Origin of the sequence: Thiorhodococcus drewsii AZ1, from assembly GCF_000224065.1 — a bacterium.
Classification (GTDB): Bacteria; Pseudomonadota; Gammaproteobacteria; order Chromatiales; family Chromatiaceae; genus Imhoffiella; species Imhoffiella drewsii.
The window spans coordinates 117,516-139,634 of the sequence record NZ_AFWT01000014.1 but is presented as its reverse complement, the minus strand read 5'-3'; the positions used below and the strand labels follow the sequence as shown (position 1 = coordinate 139,634).

Annotated in this window: 15 protein-coding genes and 3 pseudogenes; 3 read left to right on the top strand and 15 right to left on the bottom strand. The window is 62.8% G+C overall.

Translation table 11 applies throughout. The annotated features are described in order from the left end of the window. Nucleotides 1-170 precede the first annotated feature (170 nt). From THIDRDRAFT_RS11440 to tssA, 14 genes and pseudogenes are all read right to left on the bottom strand, one after another. Nucleotides 171-455 (bottom strand): hypothetical protein, encoded by a 285-nt coding sequence (locus THIDRDRAFT_RS11440; protein WP_007041006.1) that lies wholly within the window; start codon nt 453-455, stop codon nt 171-173. A gap of 60 nt (nt 456-515) precedes the next feature. Beyond that, entirely contained in the window at nt 516-1,445 is a 930-nt protein-coding gene (locus tag THIDRDRAFT_RS11435; protein WP_007041005.1) for a hypothetical protein, read from the bottom strand. 56 nt (nt 1,446-1,501) lie between these two features. Further along, nucleotides 1,502-1,693, bottom strand: a pseudogene (locus tag THIDRDRAFT_RS24560) (hypothetical protein); the annotation flags it as partial. A gap of 177 nt (nt 1,694-1,870) precedes the next feature. Then, nucleotides 1,871-2,017, bottom strand: a pseudogene (locus THIDRDRAFT_RS26735) (transposase); the annotation flags it as partial. Nucleotides 2,018-2,159: 142 nt separating this feature from the next. Next, on the bottom strand, nt 2,160-3,083 hold the full coding sequence (locus tag THIDRDRAFT_RS11430; RefSeq protein ID WP_007041002.1) for a hypothetical protein: 924 nt from the start codon (nt 3,081-3,083) through the stop codon (nt 2,160-2,162). Between the two features lie 392 nt (nt 3,084-3,475). Then, nucleotides 3,476-6,217 carry a type VI secretion system ATPase TssH gene (tssH, locus tag THIDRDRAFT_RS11425; RefSeq protein ID WP_007041001.1) on the bottom strand — a complete coding sequence of 914 codons (2,742 nt, stop codon included), beginning with the start codon at nt 6,215-6,217 and terminating at the stop codon, nt 3,476-3,478. Nucleotides 6,218-6,264: 47 nt separating this feature from the next. After that, nucleotides 6,265-7,314 carry a type VI secretion system baseplate subunit TssG gene (gene tssG, locus THIDRDRAFT_RS11420; protein ID WP_007041000.1) on the bottom strand — a complete coding sequence of 350 codons (1,050 nt, stop codon included), beginning with the start codon at nt 7,312-7,314 and terminating at the stop codon, nt 6,265-6,267. Beyond that, entirely contained in the window at nt 7,278-9,146 is a 1,869-nt protein-coding gene (gene tssF, locus THIDRDRAFT_RS11415; RefSeq protein WP_007040999.1) for a type VI secretion system baseplate subunit TssF, read from the bottom strand. Before tssF ends, tssG begins: the two co-directional genes overlap by 37 nt. A gap of 1 nt (nt 9,147) precedes the next feature. Continuing rightward, nucleotides 9,148-9,660 (bottom strand): type VI secretion system baseplate subunit TssE, encoded by a 513-nt coding sequence (gene tssE, locus THIDRDRAFT_RS11410; RefSeq protein WP_007040998.1) that lies wholly within the window; start codon nt 9,658-9,660, stop codon nt 9,148-9,150. Then, nucleotides 9,653-10,486: a type VI secretion system accessory protein TagJ gene (locus THIDRDRAFT_RS11405; protein WP_007040997.1), complete on the bottom strand. Its 834-nt coding sequence runs from the start codon at nt 10,484-10,486 to the stop codon at nt 9,653-9,655. The genes tssE and THIDRDRAFT_RS11405 overlap by 8 nt, the downstream gene beginning before the upstream one ends. Nucleotides 10,487-10,576: 90 nt before the next feature. Continuing rightward, nucleotides 10,577-11,065 carry an Hcp family type VI secretion system effector gene (locus tag THIDRDRAFT_RS11400; protein ID WP_007040996.1) on the bottom strand — a complete coding sequence of 163 codons (489 nt, stop codon included), beginning with the start codon at nt 11,063-11,065 and terminating at the stop codon, nt 10,577-10,579. A gap of 100 nt (nt 11,066-11,165) precedes the next feature. Then, nucleotides 11,166-12,668: a type VI secretion system contractile sheath large subunit gene (gene tssC, locus THIDRDRAFT_RS11395; RefSeq protein ID WP_007040995.1), complete on the bottom strand. Its 1,503-nt coding sequence runs from the start codon at nt 12,666-12,668 to the stop codon at nt 11,166-11,168. A 3-nt stretch (nt 12,669-12,671) separates the two neighbouring features. Next, on the bottom strand, nt 12,672-13,217 hold the full coding sequence (gene tssB / locus THIDRDRAFT_RS11390; RefSeq protein WP_007040994.1) for a type VI secretion system contractile sheath small subunit: 546 nt from the start codon (nt 13,215-13,217) through the stop codon (nt 12,672-12,674). Between the two features lie 101 nt (nt 13,218-13,318). Beyond that, entirely contained in the window at nt 13,319-14,377 is a 1,059-nt protein-coding gene (gene tssA / locus THIDRDRAFT_RS11385) for a type VI secretion system protein TssA (RefSeq protein ID WP_007040993.1), read from the bottom strand. Between the two features lie 479 nt (nt 14,378-14,856). Between tssA and THIDRDRAFT_RS11375 the strand changes: the two genes are divergently transcribed. The 3 genes from THIDRDRAFT_RS11375 to THIDRDRAFT_RS26730 are packed head-to-tail and all read left to right on the top strand — an operon-like array spanning nt 14,857 to nt 19,270. After that, on the top strand, nt 14,857-16,779 hold the full coding sequence (locus tag THIDRDRAFT_RS11375) for a type VI secretion system Vgr family protein (RefSeq protein WP_007040992.1): 1,923 nt from the start codon (nt 14,857-14,859) through the stop codon (nt 16,777-16,779). A gap of 37 nt (nt 16,780-16,816) precedes the next feature. Then, on the top strand, nt 16,817-18,304 hold the full coding sequence (locus THIDRDRAFT_RS11370) for a transglycosylase SLT domain-containing protein (RefSeq protein ID WP_139058706.1): 1,488 nt from the start codon (nt 16,817-16,819) through the stop codon (nt 18,302-18,304). Then, a complete protein-coding gene (locus THIDRDRAFT_RS26730; protein WP_007040990.1) occupies nt 18,305-19,270 on the top strand; it encodes an alpha/beta fold hydrolase in 966 nt (321 codons plus the stop codon). 6 nt (nt 19,271-19,276) lie between these two features. Here THIDRDRAFT_RS26730 and THIDRDRAFT_RS26725 read toward each other — a convergent pair. Then, a pseudogene (locus THIDRDRAFT_RS26725) lies at nt 19,277-20,284 on the bottom strand (autotransporter outer membrane beta-barrel domain-containing protein); the annotation flags it as partial. Between the last annotated feature and the right edge of the window lie 1,835 nt (nt 20,285-22,119).

Here is a 22,119-nt window from a genome sequence, read left to right as displayed (position 1 = left end):
CTGTTACCTCAGATACCCACTTCGTCCCGCCGTGACCAACGACCTCCGACAACAGAGCCGCCACCCAGCGGCGGTGCTTCTCGTTGAGCTGATCAAAGACCACCTTGACATGCCCTTCTACGGCTTCCGGAATCACGACCTCAACCGCTGCCATCCCGCACCCTCGGAGATCACTTCATGATCGACCAAGCATACCGACTACGATGAAATCGGGAAACAGTTGATGGACACTTCCTAAGGGTGTCGCGTAGCGCTCCCGCATGGAATGGGATCTCCGGGATCGTGAGGACGGCGTTCGCATCGGGATGCCAGGGATCGGGACACTGCGTTCTGAAATCCCGATTGCCCTCCCAGAAATACAGTGCCTGCCAGCCCGGCAGGTGATGGTGCCGGGCAATGGCTGCAAGACTCTCGTCGGGCTCGATCCGGTGTTTGAGCAGGTTGGCGGTCATCATCCTCGAGCCCTTTTCAAGGGAGTCCATCCTTGGCGTTCATCGCTCGAACCCTATCCGAAATCATCGACGCTTGATGTTCTCGAGATCGGCGATGAGTTTGCCTGCGACTGGACTGATCGGCACATGGTTCTTGTTTCGCCAATATTTCATGACCTTTGGGGGAATCATTTCTCGGGCCTCACCGACCTTCTGAGTCAGGTTGGGATCGCGGCCCTTCAGCCAGGTTTGCGGATTTTCCGCGTCCTGAAGGAGGGGGATCTCGGCGATGTGCTGATTGGTGAATGGCTTGCTGTCCAGGTTCGGGTCCGACCAGGGTTCGGCAATGACGATGGTGATGTCCGTGACGTCTGGGGTCGAGCCTGCCTCCAGTTGATCGTTCATCCTCTTGAGCATGGCGGGCAGCTCCTTGTGCCGGAAGATGTTCGTCTTCCTCTGCTGCAGGCCGTAGATCTGAATCGATGTCACATGGCCTCTGGCGCCATTGCCAAGCGCCTCGGAGACCGCCGCCCAATACTGGCCCATGGCCCCCCTGGGATTCCAGTCGAAGGCGTCATCCATGTATTGGGCGTCGGTCGTGCACTCCAGCTGACCGAACAACTGCTGGCCCATGGACCGATTCCAGCTCTTGACCAGACCCACCAGCTTGTTCTTGTCGATTCCCGACCAGAAGATGCTGCCGTTGACGGGTGTCGAATAGTCGAAGGAGTCCGCGAGGTACTCCACTTGTTTCTTGATGAAATCTCGTTGGGATATCTCGTTGTTGTATCTGACCGCTTTTGCTGCTTGAGGCTGGTGGCCGATATGCGGACTGGTGGCTCCGGCAGCCCTCAAGGCACGCCGCATGGCGATCAGGCGCACGATCTTATTGCCCGGAAGCGCGGAAACGGCGGCCTGGACCTTCTGGTCGAAGTCGGGTGAGGCATTCGAGACGCCCTGGTTGGTTAGCTGTTTTTTGACGAAGTCGACGATGTCACGCTGGAAGTTGTTCACTGGGGTAGCCCTCTCTCGAATGGAGTTGGTTCGAATCTGTTACATCCTTGTGGGTATCACTCGAATCCGTAGCCGAATTCGCCATCCTGAACGCTCACATGCACGCGCTCGATCGGTTTTCCTTCCATCATCCGGGTCAGGAATTCCTCGCTGATCTTGGGCAGGACGGTGTTGGTGAGGATGGCGTCGATCATCCGTCCGCCGCTCTCCAGCTCCGTGCAGCGCGATGCGATGAGCGCGACGACCGCCTCGTCGTAGGTGAAGGGGGGAAGGTGTCAGGTCTAGGGTGTACCCGCCGCTGGCGTAGGCCGCGGCGATAGCTTGGTCTCGACCGGGGTACAGGCTGACGTATTCGGCTAGCGGTTTGGCAGGTGAGCGGCGCTGCGCGCGGGGGACTTCGCTACAGTAGGCGTTCACCACCAGTACCAGTTGAAGCGCTCACAGGTCTCGGCAAGCAGGGCCAAGAACATTCGACGGTCCCCGTCGCCGCGATAGATATCCTCTCGCGCGTCACCGTGCGAGGTGATGTGGTACAGCGCACCGGGAAATTCGAGTCTGAGAGGGCGAGCCATGGGCGAAACTTAGCTCGGAACGGGCAAAAGGCAAGACCCGACACCGTTCTTAATTGGTATGATGGTTTCGCGACATTCTCGACCACGATTTTCAATCATAACCTCTTGTTTAAATAATTTAAATTAAGTTTATTTTTAGGCGCTATATAGGCTTCTTTGCCTCGTCTAGATAATGTTGAACCATATTCTTAATTGAAACTGGATCGTTCAAATGGTTAGCAATGTATGACTCCCCGTAATTGATGAACTGTTCAAGGGATTTTTGGGGTGAGATATCGAGATTCCATAATTGGTTGAAGCAAGCATCCATCTTTTTTAATATGGGGTGGCGTGGCGTGAAAGGGGCCATTTTCCTCGTGTCCCGATAGAAGAATCTGAGTCGATTGGAAACCTTTCCAAGGTGAGATGTCTTCCCAAGGTCCAACCCAAAGTGCCGGCCAAGTGCAACCATGTCGTGCGCGTCGACCTGGGTTCTAGCAATGCCACCTTCAATGAAGGCGTTGCTCAGATTGGGGATGAAAAACTGCCAAGCACTCAAAACGCCGATGTGAGTTTCATGAAAAGCCGAATCTGGAAGGAATGCGTTTAAATATCCTAGTTGACTGCTTGCAGATGAAGTCGAGCTGAATTCGGCTATATTACTCGCATTTTGTGGTATATTGCTGCTCAGTGGCATTGGGGCGAACTCGCCCCAGAAGCACTTGACTTCGTCTCCGCGCTTGATGCTGATTTCGACATAATAATTCAGACTGTTCCACTCGGCCTTGACGGCGCTCATGTATCTGACCATTGAGCTCATATCGATCCCGTTCATGTAGGCCTGCTTGAACCTGCCTAATGCGCCCTCGTAGTCTTCTTGGAAAGGTTCGGCAGCTGACCACCAAGGTGAGACAGTACCGAATGTGGGATGCTCCGGTGCATCGTTAAAAGTCAGCTTGAACAGCTTGAACGGGCCTCGAATCGTCACTACGCGGGGGGCGGCCTTGAAGCCTTTTTGATCATCGGTCCGAACGATATCGGTTTTGTAAAAATCCAGTGCTGTTAAATTGGGGTTCAGGCAAGCCATGTCGATTTCCTCGATGCATCTCTGTGAAATTCGCAATGAACCAGTCATGAATGAGTCATTCAGTGTGGGCATTTTTGAATTGCAAGCGATTACATTCAGTAGTCCGGTTGTGTTATCAATGTTCTTCTTGGTTTTTGCAGTTGCGACGTTCCCGTGTCGACCTTTCAGTCTCCGTGCATAATCAAGGGCACACTACAAATTTCGAAGGCGTTTCGCTCAATCATCGACGCTGAAGGATGGTGGGTTTTGTGATCATGCCGGCGCTTGAGTCAATCATCAAAGTCGTGATCTGGGCACTCCGACCATCCAGCAGTGTTCGGCCTTGGATCGATTTATGATTAAGGCTTAATCCGATGAGCATGGATTGGCCTGAAATTCCAGTCTGCCGGATCTCACTCGAAACCATAGCTAAAATCGCCCTCTTGCACACTCACATGCACCCGCTTGATCGGCTTTCCTTCCATCATTCTGGTCAGGAATTCCTCACTGATCTTAGGAAGTACGGTATTGGTTAAAATGGCATCGATCATTCGTCCGCCGCTCTCCAATTCGGTACAGCGCGAGGCAATGACCTTCACCACCTCGTCGTCGTAGCTGAAGGGCACCTTGTGGTTCTCCTGCACCCGCTTGGCGATCCGGCCCAGCTGCAGCCGCGCGATGGCCCCGATCATCTCGTCATTGAGCGGGTAGTAGGGGATGGTCACCAGGCGTCCCAGCAGGGCCGGGGGGAACACCTTCAGCAGCGGCTCGCGCAGCGCCTTGGCGATGCCATCCGCGTCGGGCATCAGGTCCGGATCCATGCACAGCCGGGTGATCAGCTCGGTTCCGGCATTGGTGGTGAGCAGGATGAGGGTGTTCTTGAAGTCGATGACGCGTCCCTCACCGTCCTCCATCCAGCCCTTGTCGAAGACCTGGAAGAAGATCTCGTGGACATCGGGATGGGCCTTTTCGACTTCGTCCAGGAGTACCACCGAATAGGGGCGACGACGCACCGCCTCGGTGAGCACGCCGCCCTCGCCATAGCCGACATAGCCCGGGGGCGCGCCTTTCAGGGTGGAGACGGTATGGGCCTCCTGGTACTCGCTCATGTTGATGGTGATGACGTTCTGTTCGCCGCCGTAGAGGGTCTCGGCGAGGGCGAGTGCGGTCTCGGTCTTGCCGACACCCGAGGTGCCGGCGAGCAGGAAGACGCCGATCGGCTTGTTGGGGTTGTCGAGCTTGGCGCGCGAGGTCTGGATGCGCCGGGCGATCATCTCGAGCGCATGGCGCTGGCCGATGATGCGCTGCTCGAGGGTGTCGGCGAGTCGGAGGATGGATTCGACCTCGTTCCTGACCATGCGCCCGACCGGGATGCCGGTCCAGCTCTCGACCACCGAGGCGACCGCCTGGTGGTCGACCGTCGGCAGGATCAGTGGATGCTCGCCCTGCATGGCATGGAGCTGGCCCTGCAGGTCCTTGAGCTCGGCGAGCAGGGCGGGGCGGTCGGTGGTGTCGGACGGCTGCGCTGCCTCCGCTCCAGCGGCGCCTGCTTCCTGGTCCGCCGCCTGGCCGAGCGCGCTCCCGGTGCCCTCGACCGTGCCGGTCGCCCCGCGCAGCTGGGCGCGCAGTGCCAGGATGCGCTCGACCAGTGACTTCTCCTGCTCCCAGCGTCCCTCGATCTCGGCGAGATGGGCCTGCTCCTGGACCAGCCGCTCGGAGGCGGCGGCTTCGCGCTCGGCTGTCTCGACCCCGACCGCGGTCTCGCGGCCGATGATGGCCAGCTCGTTCTCCAGCGCGGCGATGCGCTTGCGGCAGTCGTCGACCTCGGGCGGGACGGCGTGCTGGCTGATGGCGACCCGGGCGCAGGCGGTGTCGAGCAGACTGACCGACTTGTCCGGGAGCTGGCGCGCCGGGATGTAGCGGTGCGACAGCCTGACGGAGGCCTCCAGCGCCTCGTCGAGGATCTGGACCTGATGATGCTGCTCCATGGTCGAGGCCATGCCGCGCATCATGAGGATGGCCTTCTCCTCGCTGGGCTCGTCGACCTGCACGACCTGGAAGCGCCGGGTCAGGGCCGGGTCCTTCTCGATGTGTTTCTTGTACTCGGCCCAGGTGGTGGCGGCGACCGTGCGCAAGGTGCCGCGCGCCAGCGCCGGCTTGAGCAGGTTGGCGGCGTCCCCGGTGCCGGCCGCGCCGCCGGCACCGACCAGGGTGTGGGCCTCGTCGATGAAGAGGATGATGGGTTTCTCGGCGGACTGGACCTCTTCGATCACCGAGCGCAGCCGCTGTTCGAACTCGCCCTTCATGCTGGCGCCGGCCTGGAGCAGTCCGACGTCGAGCGTGCGCAGCGTGACGTCCTTGAGCGGAGGTGGGACATCGCCGGTGGCGATCTTGAAGGCGAACCCCTCGACCACGGCGGTCTTGCCGACGCCGGCCTCGCCGGTGAGGATGGGGTTGTTCTGGCGCCGGCGCATGAGGATGTCGACGATCTGGCGGATCTCGGCGTCGCGTCCGACGATGGGGTCGAGCTTGCCGGTGCGCGCCTGTTCGGTGAGGTCGACCGTGAAGCGCTTGAGCGCCTCCTGCTTGCCCATGGAGGCGGGCGCGATGGCGCCGCTGGCCTCGCCCGGTGCCGCGCCTCCGCCCATCTGGGTGCCGTCCTGGGCGGTCATGGCGTCCTCGGGCGATCCGCCGACGACCTCGTCGAAACGCTCGCACAGGGTCTCGATCCGGATCTTGTCGAACTCTCTGGAGATGGCGGACAGGGCGTTGCGCAGCCCCTGGGTCTTGAGGATGCCGACGACTAGATGGCCGGTGCGGATCTGGGACTCCTTGAACATGAGCGAGCCGTAGACCCAGCCGCGCTCGACTGCCTCCTCGACATGGGCCGAGAGATCCGAGATGGAGGTGGATCCGCCCGGCAGACGGTCGAGCGACTCGGTGATGTCCTTGGCGAGTCGGGACGGCTCCAGGTTGAATTGCTTGATGATGCGGTGCAGGTCCGAGTCCGGGAGCTGCAGGATCTGGTGGATCCAATGCACCAGCTCGACATAGGGATTGCCGCGCAGCTTGCAGAAGACGGTGGCGCTCTCGATCGCCTTGTAGCCCAGCGGGTTGAGCTTGCCGAAGAGTGCGACGCGGCTGATGTCTGGCATGGCGGATTCTCCCTAGGGACTGAGTCGGATCTGGGTCTGTGGGTGTTCTAGGCTCGGCCGAATCTCAACGGCTGGAGCTTGAGATCGTCCGCATCCTGATCGGGTGTGCGGGTGATGGACCAGGTGGTCCAGCCGAGCCGGGCGTCCGCGCCGAGCTGGAGCGGTGGAACCGCTTCCTTGCGCAGGACCAGTTCCAGGTCCCAGTCGAGCTCGTCGCCGAGATAGTTGCGCACGATGGCGACGAGCCGAGCCAGGCTGTCCCCTCCCGGCAGCAGTCTCTTGTAGTCGGCGAGTCCGACTGGACCGAGCCGGATGCGGAACTTGTACTGACGGTCCCAGACGCGCGAGCCGACGATGGTGGTGAGGCCGAGCCTGCCGGTCTCGGGCGAGGCGCCGAGCCGCCACTGGGAGTCTGGCGGCAGCGCGAGCCAGTGTCCGACGAACTCCTGGATCCGGGCGGGGAGCCCGAAGAAGTCTTGAAGCATGGCCTCCAGTCCTTCCGGGTGGTGGGTCTGGGCGACCAGCCGGCCGGCGTAGTGGAGCTTGGCCAGATCGGGCATGGCGTCGCGTGCCTGCAGCCCCGGCATGCCCATGCCGAAGAGGGCGCCGAGATAGAGGGCGAAGCGGTCGCTCTCCGGGCGGTCGAAGCCGATCGTGGGACGGGCGTCGGCCCAGGCGCGGTAGAAGAGGGCCAGGATGCGGTGATGGAAGATGTCGGCGAAGCGGGCGAAGGTCGGATCGCCGGCATGACGCTCGCGCTCACGGGCATATTCGCTCAGATGCAGGGGGAGCGGACCGTTGGGTCCGAAGAGCCCGAGGAAATGGACCGAGAGCCTGGGGGCATGCCCCCCTTCTCCCGATCCGAAGTCGGCCAGTGTCGAGGGCGCGAACCCGAGCGAGGGATCCTGGGCGAGCCGCACCGGCTCCTCGGCCGGACGCGAGGTCCGGCCGATCCTGGGGCGCTCGGGATGGGCGCACTCCAGCCGACGCAGTGCCTGGAAGAAACCGAAGGCGAAGGGACGTTCCCGCAGCGCCTGGTTCAGTTCCGCGCGGATCGACTCTAACTGGTCTGGCGTCTTCCGATTCTCGCCGGCCACCGCATTATTTCTCCGTCGTCGGGGGTATTGACGATCGTTTCGGTAAATGAATTGATCGAGACGTATTTGGCGAAGAACTGCTCCAGGACCGCCCCGAGCAGGAAGGCCCCGCTGCCCTCGAAGGCGGCGGGATCGAGCGTCAGGGTCACCTGCAGCCCTCGGGCATAGGTGACCCGGCCCGGTCCCGGCAGACGACGCGTGATGGGGGTCGTCCGGATGGCGCGCACGCCATCGATCTGGCGGCGGGCGACCGGGTCGCTCTTGTCGCCGTAGAGTGCGAGCAGCTCGCGCAGTGCGGTCGCGCCCTGTCCGCCGTCCTCGTTGGTCAGGGACAGATAGTTGAGCGAGAGATGGCTGATGAGCCGCCAGGCCGAGTCGCCCTTGGGGAAGGACGGGCGCGGCTTGGTCGGTCCGGCCAGGCAGCGGATCGACTGCACGGGCGCACCGACCTCCAGGGTGAAGTCGGTGTTGCCCTTGCCGATCGGGAGCAGCAGGGGCAGATCGCGATTGGTGCAGAGCGCGGTGACGGCGAGCTGGCGCAGGTCGTGGCGGTAAGGGGCCTCGTCGGCATCGACCAGGCTGACGAAGATCTCGCCGCCGATATAGCTCGAGCGCGGACCGCGCTGGTGCTGCTGGGTCGAGAGCACCCGGGGCTCGCGGTGGATGCTGTAATAGGCGCGCTGGGTGCGCGAGCCGATGAAGTCGCGCGAGGCGTAGAAGGGGAGGAATTCCTGGTCCGGCTCGCCATGTCCGCCGATGCCGACCACCTCTTGGATGCCGAAGATCTCGAAGTCGAGCGGTCGGGTGCGTTCGGGCACCACATGGTGCTCGTCGTGCTGATTGGTCAGATGGATGCGGTCGGCGCGCTTGGTGAAGAGGTTGATCGCCGGGGCGCAGTGGAGGGCGAAATAGGAGGCGTCGAAGGCGTCCTCCTCGAAGACGGCTTGGTCGAGCAGCACCAGGATGTCCAGCTCGGTCTCGGCGCAGCGCCGAACGGCCTCGCCGAGCCGGGTGAATTCGACGAACAGAAAGCGGTCGGGAAAGGCGAAGTACTCGCTCAGCAGACGATAGCCCTGGAAGGAGCGGGGGCCGTGCGGCAGCAATGCCTCGGTGTCGTCGAAACCGACACGCCGGATGCTGTCCGGCGGGAGGCGGGTCTGGCCGTTCCCCGTGCTCGAGGCGGGCCGCACGACGACGGCGAGCGCATGGGCGAGCAGTTGCTCGTAGAGCCGCATGCGCAGTCCGTCTCCGCCGCGCAGGAAGATCCGCAGCGCATCGATCGAGAGCCGATCGAATCCGAGATTGGTCGCGCGCAGGCGGAAGCGGATGCCCGACTTGACGCCCTTGATGCCGTTGCCACCGATCGCCTGGGCGGCGGTCAGGGAGAGCGGTTTGGCCTCGATCAGCTCGATGGGCCAGAGCGTGACATCGGCCGAGGTCCGATATTCGCAGGCGGTGCGGTCGCCCTTGCCGAGGACGCTGCGCAGACTGGTGCCGCGGGGTAGGGTGAAGCCCGAGGCGAGATCGCTCTTGGCGAGGTCGGGCTGGAACTGGACCACGGCCATGGATGGCGTCGGTGCCAGGTAGTGCGGATAGACCATCTCCAGCAGGTGCTGGGTGAAACGGGGAAACTCGGCGTCGAGCTTGAGCTGGTTGCGCGCGGTGAGGAAGGCGAAGCCCTCGAGCAGCCGCTCCACATAGGGGTCGGCGCACTCCAGCCCCTCCATGCCGAGCCGGCCGGCGATCTTGGGGAAGTCGCGCGCGAATTCGGCGCCCATCTCGCGGATGAACTGCAGCTCGCGCTCGTAGTAGCGGAGGAAGTCCGGATCCATGTCAGCGGCCCGCCCCCGATGCCTCGCTGACGGTGACCTCGCCCATCTCGAGATCGAACTCAGTCTTGAGGAAGATGCGCAGCGGCACCGGCTGGGCCCAGAGCTCGCCCTCGATATCGAATGTGAGGGCGTTGTGGCTCATGCGCTCGGGGTCGGCCCGGGCGATGACCTGGACCGTGTGGCGTAGGATGCGCGGCTCGAAATCCCAGACCGCCTGGCGCACCGCGCGCTCGATGACGGAGATGTCGAGTCCCGAGGATGTCAGTCCGGTGAGATCGGGGATGCCGTAGTTGAGAACCGAATGGCTCACCTGAGGATAGGCATCGAGATTCTGAAGGCTGTCGAGCCGGCCGGCATTGAGCAGCCAGGCGAGATCCCGCAGCACGCTCTGGCGCAATTGGCTCATGGAGATGACGCGCCGTTCGCGCGATTCCTGGCGCTTGTCCGGCTCCTCGTCGGTCAGACGGTCGAGCAGCGCCGGCTGCAGCCGTTCCTTCTGGGTGAGTTCAGCCAAGGTTCGCGTCCTGCTCGGCTGCCGAGTGCTCCTCGGGCGTGGCGTCCAGATCGATCCGGCGGATGTCCATGAGGGCATAGTCGTCGGCGTCCGTCATCAGTATGCGTTGGCCCTGGCCGAGATAGATGCCTGGCACCACTTCATTCCAGTCGGTCTTGCGCGCCATGCGGATTTGGGGTTCCTGGCTTAATTCGGATCCCGGGTAGCGGGTTGGAACCAGGCCGACGCTCTCACCCCCGTTGGCCCAGGTGAAATAGGCGGGCATCCAGACCAGGTCGCGCAGGTCGGCGGGCTCCTCGAACTGGATCGAAGCGATGCGCTGGAAGGGAACCCAGTAATAGCGTCCGTTGAGGATGACCTCGAGGCTCGGACCGAGACGGGTGTCACCGTCCATGATCCAGTCGAATGGTGCCTCGTCGATGGACCCCGATGTCGTCGGGGCCGCCTCCAGGGCGCGTGCATGGACCTCGCGGGCCTGTTCGCTTGCGCCCTCGGCGAGCAGACGCTGGGATTCCAGGAGAAGCGCGATCCATTCCTCGGGCTGGCCGAAGACGAGGGGCGAGCGCTTGCCGGCGAAGACCTGGGTCCGCAGGACCTCGCAGCGGATCGCCTCGCGATAGGTCTGGACCATGGCCAGGGTGCCCGCGTCCAGTTCGCCGGCGACGCCGAGCTGGTTGAGCGCCCGGGGCCAGTCTCCCATCAGTGCCAGGAGCTGAAAGAGGAAGACGCGGTACTTGGCGTTCGCCGGGTCCTTGCGAACCTGGTCCTGGAGCAGACGCAGGGACGCGTCCAGATCGCCCTCGCGCAGACTGTCTTCGGCAAGCATGGATGTGTCTCCCGGCTCCTGGTCTCAAAATCGTCGGGTGAACCGCAGCCGCCTCCGTGGAGGCGACGCGGCGTCGAACGCACTCGTTGGTTACAGCTTCTTGTTGGCGGCGATGTCCCAGCCGTACTTGATGGCGCCGCCATCCTTGCTGCCGTCCGGTTTCTGCGGCTGATAGTCGACCTTCACTGCGGCGAAGTTGAGCGAGACGTTCTCGGTCAGCCGGTCCTCCCCGCCCGAGCCGCCCGTGCTCACCGAGGTCACGATCACGTCCGTCATGGTGATGATGATGTATTCGAGCGGGGTGTCGCCACCGGCCTTGCGGACGGTCAGCTTGGCCTCCTTGTACTGTTTTCCGTTCGAGCAGTACTCCATGAGATTGGGTGAGGATTTGTCGATCCATTTGGTGAAGGACAGGTCCTGAACCGAGACCTTTCCGCCGCCGCCACCGCCGCCGGTGTGCATGGTGCCTGCCTGGCTCATACCCCAGGACCAGGCGAGCACGTCGATCTCGCCCTTGTGCGAATCGTCCTGCGCCTCGCCTTTGACGCTATCGATCTTCATGAACATGTCAACGGCCATCGTCGATCTCCTGTCAGCTGATTACTAAATGAGTGTTCCCGTTTGTGACGAGCCCTCTGTCGCCCTCATCGTGTCGGGAATGCCGATGAGTGTCTGTGGATCAGCCGCCTCCCTTGGCCGAGGGCAGCTTGGAGACCAATCGCAGCGAGACCGTGAGTCCTTCCAGCTGGTAATGAGGTCTGAGGAAGAATTTCGAGTTGTAGTAACCCGGATTGCCTTCCACCTCCTCCACGACCACCTCGGCGGCTGCCAGCGGCAGTTGGGCCTTGGTCGTCTCGCTCGAATGGGTCGGATCGCCATCCACGTAGTTCAATATCCAATTATTGAGCCAACGTTCCATGTCATCGCGCTCCTTGAAGGAGCCGATCTTGTCGCGGACGATGCATTTGAGGTAATGCGCGAAGCGGCAGGTCGCGAACAGATAGGGCAGGCGGGCCGCCAGATTGGCGTTCGCCGTGGCGTCCGGGTCGTCGTATTCGAAGGGCTTCTGAAGCGATTGGGCGCCAATAAATGCAGCGAAATCAGAGTTCTTCTTGTGGATGAGCGGCATGAAGCCGTTCTTGGCGAGCTCGGCCTCGCGCCGGTCGCTGATGGCGATCTCAGTCGGGCATTTCATGTCGACGCCGCCGTCGTCGGTGGGGAAGGTATGGGTCGGCAGACCCTCGACCGCGCCGCCCGATTCCACCCCCCGGATGCGCGAGCACCAGCCGTAGAGCTTGAAGGATCGGTTTATATTGGTCGCCATGGCGTAGGCCGAATTGGCCCAGGTGTATTTATTGTGGTCCGCTCCCTCGGTGTCCTCCTCGAAGTCGAACTCGTCGACCGGGTTGGTCTTGGCGCCGTAGGGCAGACGTGAGAGGAAGCGCGGCATGGCCAGCCCGATATAGCGGGCGTCGTCCGATTCGCGCAGCGAGCGCCAGGCGGCGTACTCCGGGGTCTGAAAGATCTTGGTGAGGTCGCGTGGATTGGAGAGCTCGCGCCAGGATTCCATCTGCATGACGTTCGGGTCCGTGCCCGCGATGAAGGGGGCGTGCATGGCGGCGCAGACCTTCGAGATCTCGCCGAGGAACTCGACGTCCGGCGGGCTGTGGTCGAAGTAGTAGTCGCCGACGAGACAGCCGAAGGGCTCGCCGCCGAACTGGCCGTATTCCTCCTCGTACATCTTCTTGAACAGTGGGCTCTGGTCCCAGGCCGTTCCCTTGAATTTTTTGAGGGTCTTGTGGACCTCCTTCTTCGAGACGTTCATGACCCGGATCTTGAGCATCTCGTCGGTTTCGGTGTTGTTGACCAGGTGGTGCAGTCCGCGCCAGGCCCCCTCGAGCTGCTGGAAGTCGGCGTGGTGCAGGATCAGATTGACCTGTTCGCTGAGCTTCTTGTCGAGCTCGGCGATGATGGACTCGATGGTACGAACCACGTCGGCCGAGACGGTGACGGAACTGGCCAGCGCCTGTTCGGCGAGCGTCTTGACCGCCTCGCTGACCGCCTCCTTGGCACGGTCGGACTTGGGACGGAACTCCTTGTCGAGCAGTGCCGCGAAATCGCCCGATTCGAGCGCGCCCTCGGCGGCCTGGGGTTGGGCCTGGGTGGTTTCTGCGTCTGCCATGATCTATTCCTCCGTCTTCGCGGCTGCGTCGGCTGGGGCGTCCTGGGGGGCATCTCCCTGCGGCTTGGGGGCCGAGGCGAGCGCCTGGAGGAGCGTGGGATCCTGCAGCGCCTTGGCGATCAGTTCCTCGGCGCCCGTCTTGCCGTCCATGTAACTCACCAGATTGGAGAGCTGCTCGCGGGCCTCCAGCAGCTTGGAGAGCGCACCGACCTTGCGGGCGACGGCGGCGGGCGAGAAGTCGTCCATGCTCTCGAAGGTGATGTCGACGCTGAGGTTGCCCTCGCCGGTCAGTGTGTTGGGGACCTGGAAGGCGGCGCGCGGCTTCATGGCCTTGAGACGATCGTCGAAGTTGTCGACGTCGATCTCCAGGAACTTGCGGTCGGCGACTGCGGGAAGCGGCTCCGACGGCTTGCCCGACAGGTCCGACATGACGCCCATCACGAAGGGGAGCTGAACCTTCTTCTCCGCGCCGTAGAGCTCGACGTCATACTCGATCTGTACGCGGGGCGCGCGATTTCTGGCGATGAACTTCTGGCTGCTTTCGGCCACGATAACCTCCTGGCGTCTGGAATGATTGGAATGGATTGGGCGAACCGGTCGTGTTCGCGGGAGATGCCGTACGAATGCTGGTACGGCATTGCATCAGCCCCTCAGTCCTCCTGCTCGGGACCGCGAATGCCGTGCGCCTGGGACAGCCCGTCCGGTGCCAGGTCTTCCAATATCTCGAGGAAGTTCTTGGAGACGAGCCGCTTGGCGCGATTGAGCAGGAGTGGAATCGGGCTGGATGGTTCGTTGCGGCTGTAGTAGTCGCAGATCAGATCCAGGGTGCGGACGACGTCCTGGGGACCGGTGATGGCGTCCGGGGCGGCGGTTCTGGCCGGAGCCGCGCCGGCCTGAGTCTCGGTGCCGCCCGGTTGCGTCTGGTTGGTGGCATCGTCCTCTCCGGTCGGCGGGGCTCCTCCCGAGCGCTCGGAGAGTGGGCCGAGCACGGCTTTGCGGGCCGTCTTCATGAGCGTGGCCAGTGGCGTTAGGTCCGGGGCCGCGCTGGACCCGACCCGCTCCATCAGGAGCGCGTCGATCCGGGCGAGATGCTCGATCGACTGGGCGATCGCCTCGGCCGTGGCCTCCAGCGATTCGAGCTCGGCGTCCCGGAAGGCCGCCTGGATGACGGATGTCTCCGGGGCTGGACCCGGGGCGTCCTTGGGCGCAGCGAGCTCGCCCTCGGCGATCTGGATGTCGCGCAGACCGAAGATGCCCACGGCGCGCGACCTGACCAGCGGGGCCGTGCTCAGTCTGTCGAGCGTGGCGATCGGGTTGGCGAGGGTGGAGAGCGTGTTGATGCGCAGGGTCGGATCCATGTCGTCGTCTGGATCCAGGAGTGGGTGCAAGCCGTCCCAGAAGCGCTCCAGCAGGCCGTCGAGCAGGGCCATCCCGTCGCGAAACCCGCTCCAGCCCTCGATCGCGGCCAGTGCCCGGACGAGATGGGTGGCGACGCGCAGGTCCTTGGTTCGTCCGAGCAGATCGGTGGCCAGACGTCTGACCTCCGCCCAGTCGGGCTCTTCGGCCGGAACGATGGTGTCCCCGAACTGTTGCTCCGGCTTTCCCTGGGTGGCGCGCTCCAGCTCGCCGAAGGCCGGGTCGTATTCCAGATCCTCGCCGCAGGGGGAATCGGGCGAGACGTCTTCTAGCAAGCCTTCGACATCGATCACGGCACAGGTCTCCCTCGCATATCGTCAGAATTCACTCACGGCATAAAGCAAAATGCGTGCAAGGTGCGAGAGCAAATTGAAAAATCCTCTACCTCTCATTCAAAGTCAACGGCACTTTCTGTGTGGGTCGGGTTTCTCACCGCTCTGATATGCGTCCAATGGGGTCGCGATGAAAGGTCAAATCGAGCCGATCGGTTCAGGTTGGGCCAAGTCTTTCGTGCCAGGACGGACTTCCGATCGTTCTGGTCGCTGTGGCGCGCACATCCAGCAATGCTGGCAGGGATTCTGTATGCGTATCGATGGAATGGTCGCCGTCATCCTGGCCGTTCGGGGTGCGAGTTCCGATGGCGTCACCGAATGATGGCGATGTGCTTGTGACGTCGAATGTCCTACTCTAGGCAGAAGCTGAAATGCATTCCTGACATGAGCGGCCGTTGCATCGTTCAATCACCGATGAGTCTGCTGCCGAGGTTCAATTCATGGTGTCCCTATCGAATTTCAAACAGGCGGAGAGACTGCTCAAGTTGGCGACCCCGCTCGGCGAGGATACGCTGCTGGTTCAGGGGGCGGTCGTTCGCGAGCGACTGAGCGCGCTGTTCGAGATCGAACTGGATCTGTTGAGCACGGACGATACGGTCGATCCCAACGCCCTGCTCGGCCAGCCGGCGACGCTCGAGTTCGATCTGGGGGACGAGGGACAGCGCTATTTCAACGGCTGTTTCAGTCGTTTCACGCACATCGGTTACCAGGAACGTCTTGCGCGTTACAAGGCGACCCTGGTGCCCTGGCTCTGGTTCCTGAGCCGGACCTCGGATTGCCGGATCTTCCAGGAGAAGAAGGTTCCGGACATCATCGAGGAGGTCTTCCGCGAAGCCGGTTTCACCGACTACGAGAATCGGCTCACCGCCGAGTATCGAGTCTGGGAGTATTGCGTTCAGTATCGGGAGACGGATTTCAATTTCGTCAGCCGTCTGATGGAGAACGAGGGCATCTATTGGTACTTCCTCCACGAGGATGGGCGGCATGTGCTGGTCCTGGCCGATGCCTACAGCGCCCATCAGCCATTTCCCGGCTACGACCGCATTCAGTTCCATGGGGCCGACCAGGACAGCAAGCGCGATCAGGAATTCATCTTCGACTGGTCGTTCTCGGCCTCGGTGCGGGCCGGTGCCTTCGTGCATGACGATTTCGATTTCAAGAAGCCGGCGGCCGAGTTGCGCACGACCGACACCCTGACCCGTTTGCATACGCATGCCGACCATGAGATCTACGACTATCCCGGCAACTATGTCACGGTGTCCGAGGGTGAGCGTTATGCCGGGGTACGCATGGAGGAACTGCAGGCCGATCACCAGATCTTTCGCGGCGAGGGCTATGCACGCGGTCTGGCCGTCGGTGCCCTGTTCGCGCTCACCGACTATCCGCGGGCGGATCAGAACCGGGAGTATCTGGTGCTGTCCGCCGAGCATCATCTGCAGTCGGACGAGTTTCTGAGCACCGAGGCGCTCGCGGACTGGGTGCTCTATCGCTCCAGCTTCGGCGTCATGGATTCGAGCGAGCCCTTTCGTCCCGCCCGCGTGACCCCCAAGCCCTCGGTCAAGGGACCCCAGACGGCCATCGTGGTCGGCAGGTCGGGAGAGGAGATCGACACCGACGAATATGCCCGGGTGAAGGTCCAGTTCCATTGGGACCGCTATGGCGAGATGAACGAGAACAGCTCCTGCTGGATTCGGGTGTCTCAGCTCTGGGCTGGAGACCAATGGGGCGGGATTCATATTCCCCGGATCGGTCAGGAGGTGATCGTCGATTTCCTCGAGGGCGATCCCGATCGTCCCATCATCACCGGCCGCGTCTACAACGCCGACTGCATGCCACCATATACCTTACCCGCCAACAAGACCCAGAGCGGTATCAAGAGCCGCAGCACCAAGGGGGGCGGGCCGGAGAATTTCAACGAATTCCGCTTCGAGGACAAGAAGGGCCAGGAGGAGGTCTATCTGCATGCCGAGCGCAATCTGACCAGCGTCATCGAGGCGAACGAGAAGCGGACCGTCAGCGGCAAGCGCGAGACGGAGATTCATGACAATGAATTGCTCACCATCGTCCAGGGCAGCCGAACCGAAATCATCGAGCGCGGGGACGATTCGCTCGGGATCCAGCGGGGCGATCGGGAGGTGCAGCTGGGTGAAGGTGACGACCGGCTGCTGGTGAGACTGGGCGACATCGATATCGAGGCCCCGGCCGGGACCTTCAGCGTTTCGGCGAACGGGGTCGAGATCAAGGGTACCACCTCGGTGAAGATCCTCTGCGGCGCCAGTTCCATCGAGATGACCCCGGGCTCGATCAGCCTCCAGTCGGCCAGCATCGAGATCAATGGTGCCATGGTCAAGATCAATTCCTGAGCCGGAAGCCCCGTGGCGATGCGGAGCATGAGCTCGATTGCGTGGCCTTGACGCGATGCCGGTGAGCGACGAGACCCGTTTCGTTCCTCGGGGCCGGCAGACGCGGACCGGTCCGGATCCGGTGCGCGTCGAATACCGGGATCCGCAAGGCCGCATCCAGCAGACCCAGCTGACCGCGTCGGGGATCCTCGGTCGCGGCGAGGACTGTCAGCTGCGCATTCCCCATCCGATGGTCAGTCGTCACCATCTGGCGATCTTTCCCGAGGACGGACGCTGGTGGGTGCGCGATCTGCAGAGCGGCAACGGCACGCTCGTCAATGGCCACGCGATCGGCAAGCTCCCGCTGGACGGGGTGACGACCCTGGAACTGGGGCCCGAGGGTCCCCGTATCCGTCTGATTCCGCCTCAGCGGTCGGTCGAGCCGCGGCCAACTCAGTCCGCCGAGCAGATCTCGCGGCACTATTTCTCCGAGGATCGGCCGGGCACGGCGGGCGAGCATACGATGTTCATCCGCCAGGCGTTTCGCGACGTCAAGCGGCGTCAGCGCCGTCTCTATCTGACGCTCATCGCCATTGCGATCCTCTTGCTGTCCGGAGTCGGGGGCTATGCCCTCGTTCAGCATCGCCTGCTGGTCGAAACTGCGCGTCTGGCCAACGACATCTTCTACGACATGAAGGAGCTGGAGCTTCAGATCGCCAATCTGGAGGCCAGCATCGACGCCGACGCCTCGGCCGAGCTCAAGGCCCAGGTCGCCGAGTCCAAGCGTCGGCTCGCCGCGATGCGGGTGCGCTACGATACCTTCGTCGAGCAGGTCCAGGCGGCCAGGGCGGTGCCCCTGGACTCTGAGGACAAGCTGATCCTGCACGTCGCACGTCTGTTCGGCGAGACCGAGGTGGACGTCCCGGACGATTTCGCGGACGAGGTGAAGCGTTTCATCCGCAAATGGCAGGCATCATCGCGATTGGTTCGGGCCATTCGCCGTCTGAAGGAAAATGGGTATGCCCCCATGATCAAGGCTGCGCTGGTCGAGCAGGGATTGCCGCCCCAGTTCATGTATCTCGCCCTCCAGGAGACCAATTTCCGGGCCCAGGCCGTGGGGCCGCCGACCCGCTACGGACGCGCCAAGGGCATGTGGCAGTTCATCCCGGCGACCGCCAAGCGCTACGGTCTTCAGCCGGGGCCGCTGCAGCAGACGGGGCAATTCGATCCGGAGGACGAGCGCCACGACGTGGCCAAGGCGACCAAGGCGGCGGCGCGATACCTGAAGGACATCTACAGAACCGATGCCCAGGCATCCGGGCTGCTGGTCATGGCCTCCTACAACTGGGGGGAGGGCAACATCATCAAGCGGCTGCGCAAGATGCCCGAGAATCCGCGCGAGCGCAATTTCTGGAAGCTGCTACGCCAGCATCGGATTCCCAGTGAGACCTACGACTACGTCTTCTATATCGTCTCCGCGACGGTGATCTGCGAGAACCCGGGCCTGTTCGGATTCGATTTCGAGAATCCACTGGGTGTCGACTGAATGCCTCCGGCCCGATCGGTCGCGCGGCCGTTGATCGTCCTCCTGGTCTGCTGCCTCATTGGCGGCTGTTCGCTCTCGGCTGTCGGCTCACGCCAGCTGGACCTCCTCGTCTCGGACTACGGTATGCGCCGCCTCCTGGTCGAGGGTGAAGGCTATTGGCATCTGGTTCTGCTGCGTGGCGATCCCCTGTCCGCTCCGGTCGTCCATATCTATCTGGAGGGCGACGGGCTGCCCTGGTCCGGTCCTCGGCGCATATCGCTCGACCCGGGCCCGAGGGATCCGCTCGCCTTGCGTCTCATGGTCCAGGATCCGACGCCCTCCATCTATCTGGGACGCCCCTGCTATCACGGGCTCGCCGAGAGCGCCGGCTGCTCGCCCTGGATGTGGACCTTCGGGCGCTATTCGCCCCAAGTGGTCGGCAGCATGACGGCGGCGCTCCGAAGGCTCTGGCCGCCGAAGGATCGGCCTCGTCTGACCCTCATCGGCTATAGCGGAGGAGGCGTGATCGGTTTTCTGATGGCCGAGCGTCTGACGGAGGTCGAGCGTCTGGTGACGCTCGCCGCCAATCTTGATGTCGATGCCTGGTCGGAAGCCCATGGCTACAGCCGCCTGGAGGGCTCGCTGAATCCGGCCCTGCGGGCACCGCTTCCGGGTTCAATCGCTCAGATCCATCTGCTCGGGGATCGGGACGCAATCGTGCCGCCGGTGACGATCTCGCGATTCAGGTCGGCGAATCCTCGGGCCGAGTATCTGCGGGTCCGGGGATACGATCACCGCTGCTGCTGGTCGGAGGGCTGGAAGGGGATCCTCGCCGGGATGCGGCGGAGATCCCCCTCGGTCGGATCAGTAGAACTCCCAGCGCACGCCGGTATCGATCCTGTGGTCCACCCAGTTCCGTTTGTCGAGCATGGTGTCGTAGTTCACGAAGGAGGTGATGCCGCGAGGGAAGACGGCCGAGAGCCCTAGACCGATACGGAAGTAATCCCGGTCGGGATCGTCCGTGTAGATGCTGAACTGGGTTCCGCTCGGATCCGTCGCGAAGCGGGCCGTCAGTCTCGATGCGTCGTTGTTGTACTCGTGCTCCCATTCGAAGCGCGCCTGCGGAACCAGGACGGCTCGGGATGTGTTGATGACGCGCGAAATGCGCGCGCCGAGCACGGTGGTGAGCGAGTTGGCGTCGAAGCTATCCATGGTCAGGCCCAGTCCGCCGGCATTCTTCTCGCGGAAGTCGTCGACGTTGACCGAAACATAGGCGACCTTGCCGTAGAGGCCGTAGGCGAGCGGACCCTGGTTCATGTCGTAGCCGGCGCCCAGGCTGGCGCCGAACTGGCTGCCGCTGTAGTCGGCCTTGGCGCGTCGCCTCACGGCTTCGAGATTGGAATTGATCTGGTAGTCGATGTTGCGCTGCGAGTCGTAGTCGTTCCAGCCGTACTCGAGGATGGCGTCGACGTAGGTCCGTTCGCTGAGATAGCTGGTGGCGTAGGCGGCGATATGCCAGGTCTTGGTATCCAGTCCGCCGTCGTCGCTGTCGAAGTCGATGTTCTGCTGGGCGAAGCCGACCGCGCCGCCAGCGACGAAATTGTCCGTGAATCGATAATCCACGCCGCCGGTGATTCCAGTCGTATTGAAGTCGTAGCCGGTCTCGTTGCTGGTGGTGTCGCGGTTGCCGAAATCGACCGTGCCGTTGACGAAGAAACCCCAGCGTCCGAAGGTGTCTGCGCTGGCCCCGCCGCCGCTGAGTCCGCTGGCGGCGAGTGCGGCGAGCTGGCTGCCCGAGAGTGCCTGGCCTCCCGAATTCAGTGTCAGTGCCGAGATGTCCAGGCCGGCCGATCCGGAGCGGATGGCGGATAGGCGGGAGGCGATGTTGGCGAACTGCTGGGTTCCCGTCCTGATGCCGGCCGTCTTGGCGGCATTCGCCTTCTGGTTGGTGATTTGCTCCAGCGTGTTGGGGATTCCGGAGGCGGTCGGATTGCTCAGCATCGCCGAGCATTGGACGAACAGATCCTCTTCCTCGGCCGTCCGGTTCGACATGGCCCCCAGCTTTGGACAGAGGGTCTCGATCGATTGGGCGACGCTGCGCTGGTTGGGCGTCAGGTCGGGACGCGTGGCCAATGTGGTGGCGGCGGTCACGTTCGCCTGGACCGTGACGCTGGTCGTGTTGCCGTTGGCGTCCGTGATTTGGATGCTGTTGGCGAAGGTCAGGTTGGACGGGGCGTTCGCCGGGACCCTGACGACATAGGTCGCGGTTCCGGGGCTGGCAAGCGTGCTGGGCTCGACCCGGCCGACGAGGCCGCCGCTGATGCTGGCGACGCTCAGGCTATAGGGCGCCGTGCCTCCGCTGACCGCGAAGGTCTTGGTCACATCGGTGGGCGAGCCCGCCTGGGAGGTCGCCGAGAAGGAGATGTCGCTGGGGCTCGCCGACAGGTTCCCCGTCTCCTGGGCCTCGACGCTGAACGTGATGCTGGCCGTCGCCTGCTGCTGGAGCCGGCCCTCGCCGCTGTCGCTGATCTGGATCGTCAGGCTCGTGGTTGCGGTCTGGGCGTCGGACGGAATGCGATAGACGAAGGTGCCGGCTCCACCGCTCGTCGACGGGACTCTGATCGATGCGCCGCTGAGGTCCGGGCTGATGCTGGCCGAGTAGGTGGGAAGTCCGCCGGAGACCGTGAAGCTGGTCTCGATCGTCTCGCCGGCCCGGAAGGATCCCAGATTGGTGGATTCGGGGACGATCGTCAGCGCCGTCGTGGACAGGGTGACCGAGAGGCTGATGCTCGCGGAGTTCCCTCCGCATGCGTCGCCCGAACTGGCGCCCGAAATGGTGATCCTATCCTGATAGTCGGACGTCGCGTCCGCCGGTATCTCGTACTTGAGGGTGCTGCCGGACAGGCTGACCGTCGCCCCGTTCGTGCTCGTCGCGGCCCGATAGGGAGCGGCGCCTCCGCTGATGTCCAGGGCGATGGTCTGGATGCTGCCGGGTGCACCGGCGATGCCGGTGCTGGCCGGGCTCAGGGTCATGGGGTCCATGACGGTCACCGAGAAGCTGGTCGTGGTGGGCGTCTGGCGCGTGCAGCTGGTGCCGCATTGCTCCCATTCGACGGTCACCGAATCGGTGAGCGTCGTGCAGTGCAATGCGTCCCCGGGAATCATGTAGTCGATGACGTCTCCTTCGGAGTTCAGAAGCTTGCTTCTCTCGATGGTGCCGCCGTCCTCGGTCCAGGTGGCGCTGATCAGAGATTCGGCCAGGTCTTGGCCATTGTCCTGGCCGAGGGCGATGCCGACCGAAAGGCTGGCCCCTGGGTTAGCCTCCGCGGCGGGCGGCGTTACGATTGGTGAGCCCTCGGCGAGAGTGGCTCCGCCGAGGGCGAGGGCCAAGGTTGCGAAAATCGCGATGCCCATCCTCGACCCGGGTGGGTCGCGGAAGCGCGTTTCATGCTTTGCGTCCGACTTCATCATGATTACCCCCTAGGGAATTCAGCCTCGTAACCAGCACCTGCATTCATCCGGTCGTTCTTCTCTCGGCATGGGTTCGGCCCCATGCCTCGCCCCCCTGTGCCCGATCCGTGTCTCGATATGTGTTGCGATAAAGCAACAATTGCGGTATCGGTCCATTGGGATGGCTCGGGTGAGCGTGTCGGCTGTCAATCAGTGGGTTGGGTATCTAATTTATTGTTTTGTATTTTTATTCTTGGCGCGCATTACAGTGTGCCACGATCGAGGCGTTCTGGTGTATGCGAGATGTGCAACTGTATGTCGCTAATTCTAGACAATTTCATGTGCTTGACGTCCTTGTCAATCCCTGACTTCGCAAGGATTATGCT

Coding starts and splice junctions, on each gene's coding strand:
- THIDRDRAFT_RS11405 (WP_007040997.1), bottom strand. CDS start 10,486: ATGCTTGCCGAAGACAGTCTGCGCGAGGGCGATCTGGACGCGTCCCTG.
- THIDRDRAFT_RS11430 (WP_007041002.1), bottom strand. CDS start 3,083: ATGGCTTGCCTGAACCCCAATTTAACAGCACTGGATTTTTACAAAACC.
- tssF (WP_007040999.1), bottom strand. CDS start 9,146: ATGGATCCGGACTTCCTCCGCTACTACGAGCGCGAGCTGCAGTTCATC.
- THIDRDRAFT_RS11400 (WP_007040996.1), bottom strand. CDS start 11,065: ATGGCCGTTGACATGTTCATGAAGATCGATAGCGTCAAAGGCGAGGCG.
- tssH (WP_007041001.1), bottom strand. CDS start 6,217: ATGCCAGACATCAGCCGCGTCGCACTCTTCGGCAAGCTCAACCCGCTG.
- THIDRDRAFT_RS11375 (WP_007040992.1), top strand. CDS start 14,857: ATGGTGTCCCTATCGAATTTCAAACAGGCGGAGAGACTGCTCAAGTTG.
- THIDRDRAFT_RS11440 (WP_007041006.1), bottom strand. CDS start 455: ATGATGACCGCCAACCTGCTCAAACACCGGATCGAGCCCGACGAGAGT.
- THIDRDRAFT_RS26730 (WP_007040990.1), top strand. CDS start 18,305: ATGCCTCCGGCCCGATCGGTCGCGCGGCCGTTGATCGTCCTCCTGGTC.
- tssC (WP_007040995.1), bottom strand. CDS start 12,668: ATGGCAGACGCAGAAACCACCCAGGCCCAACCCCAGGCCGCCGAGGGC.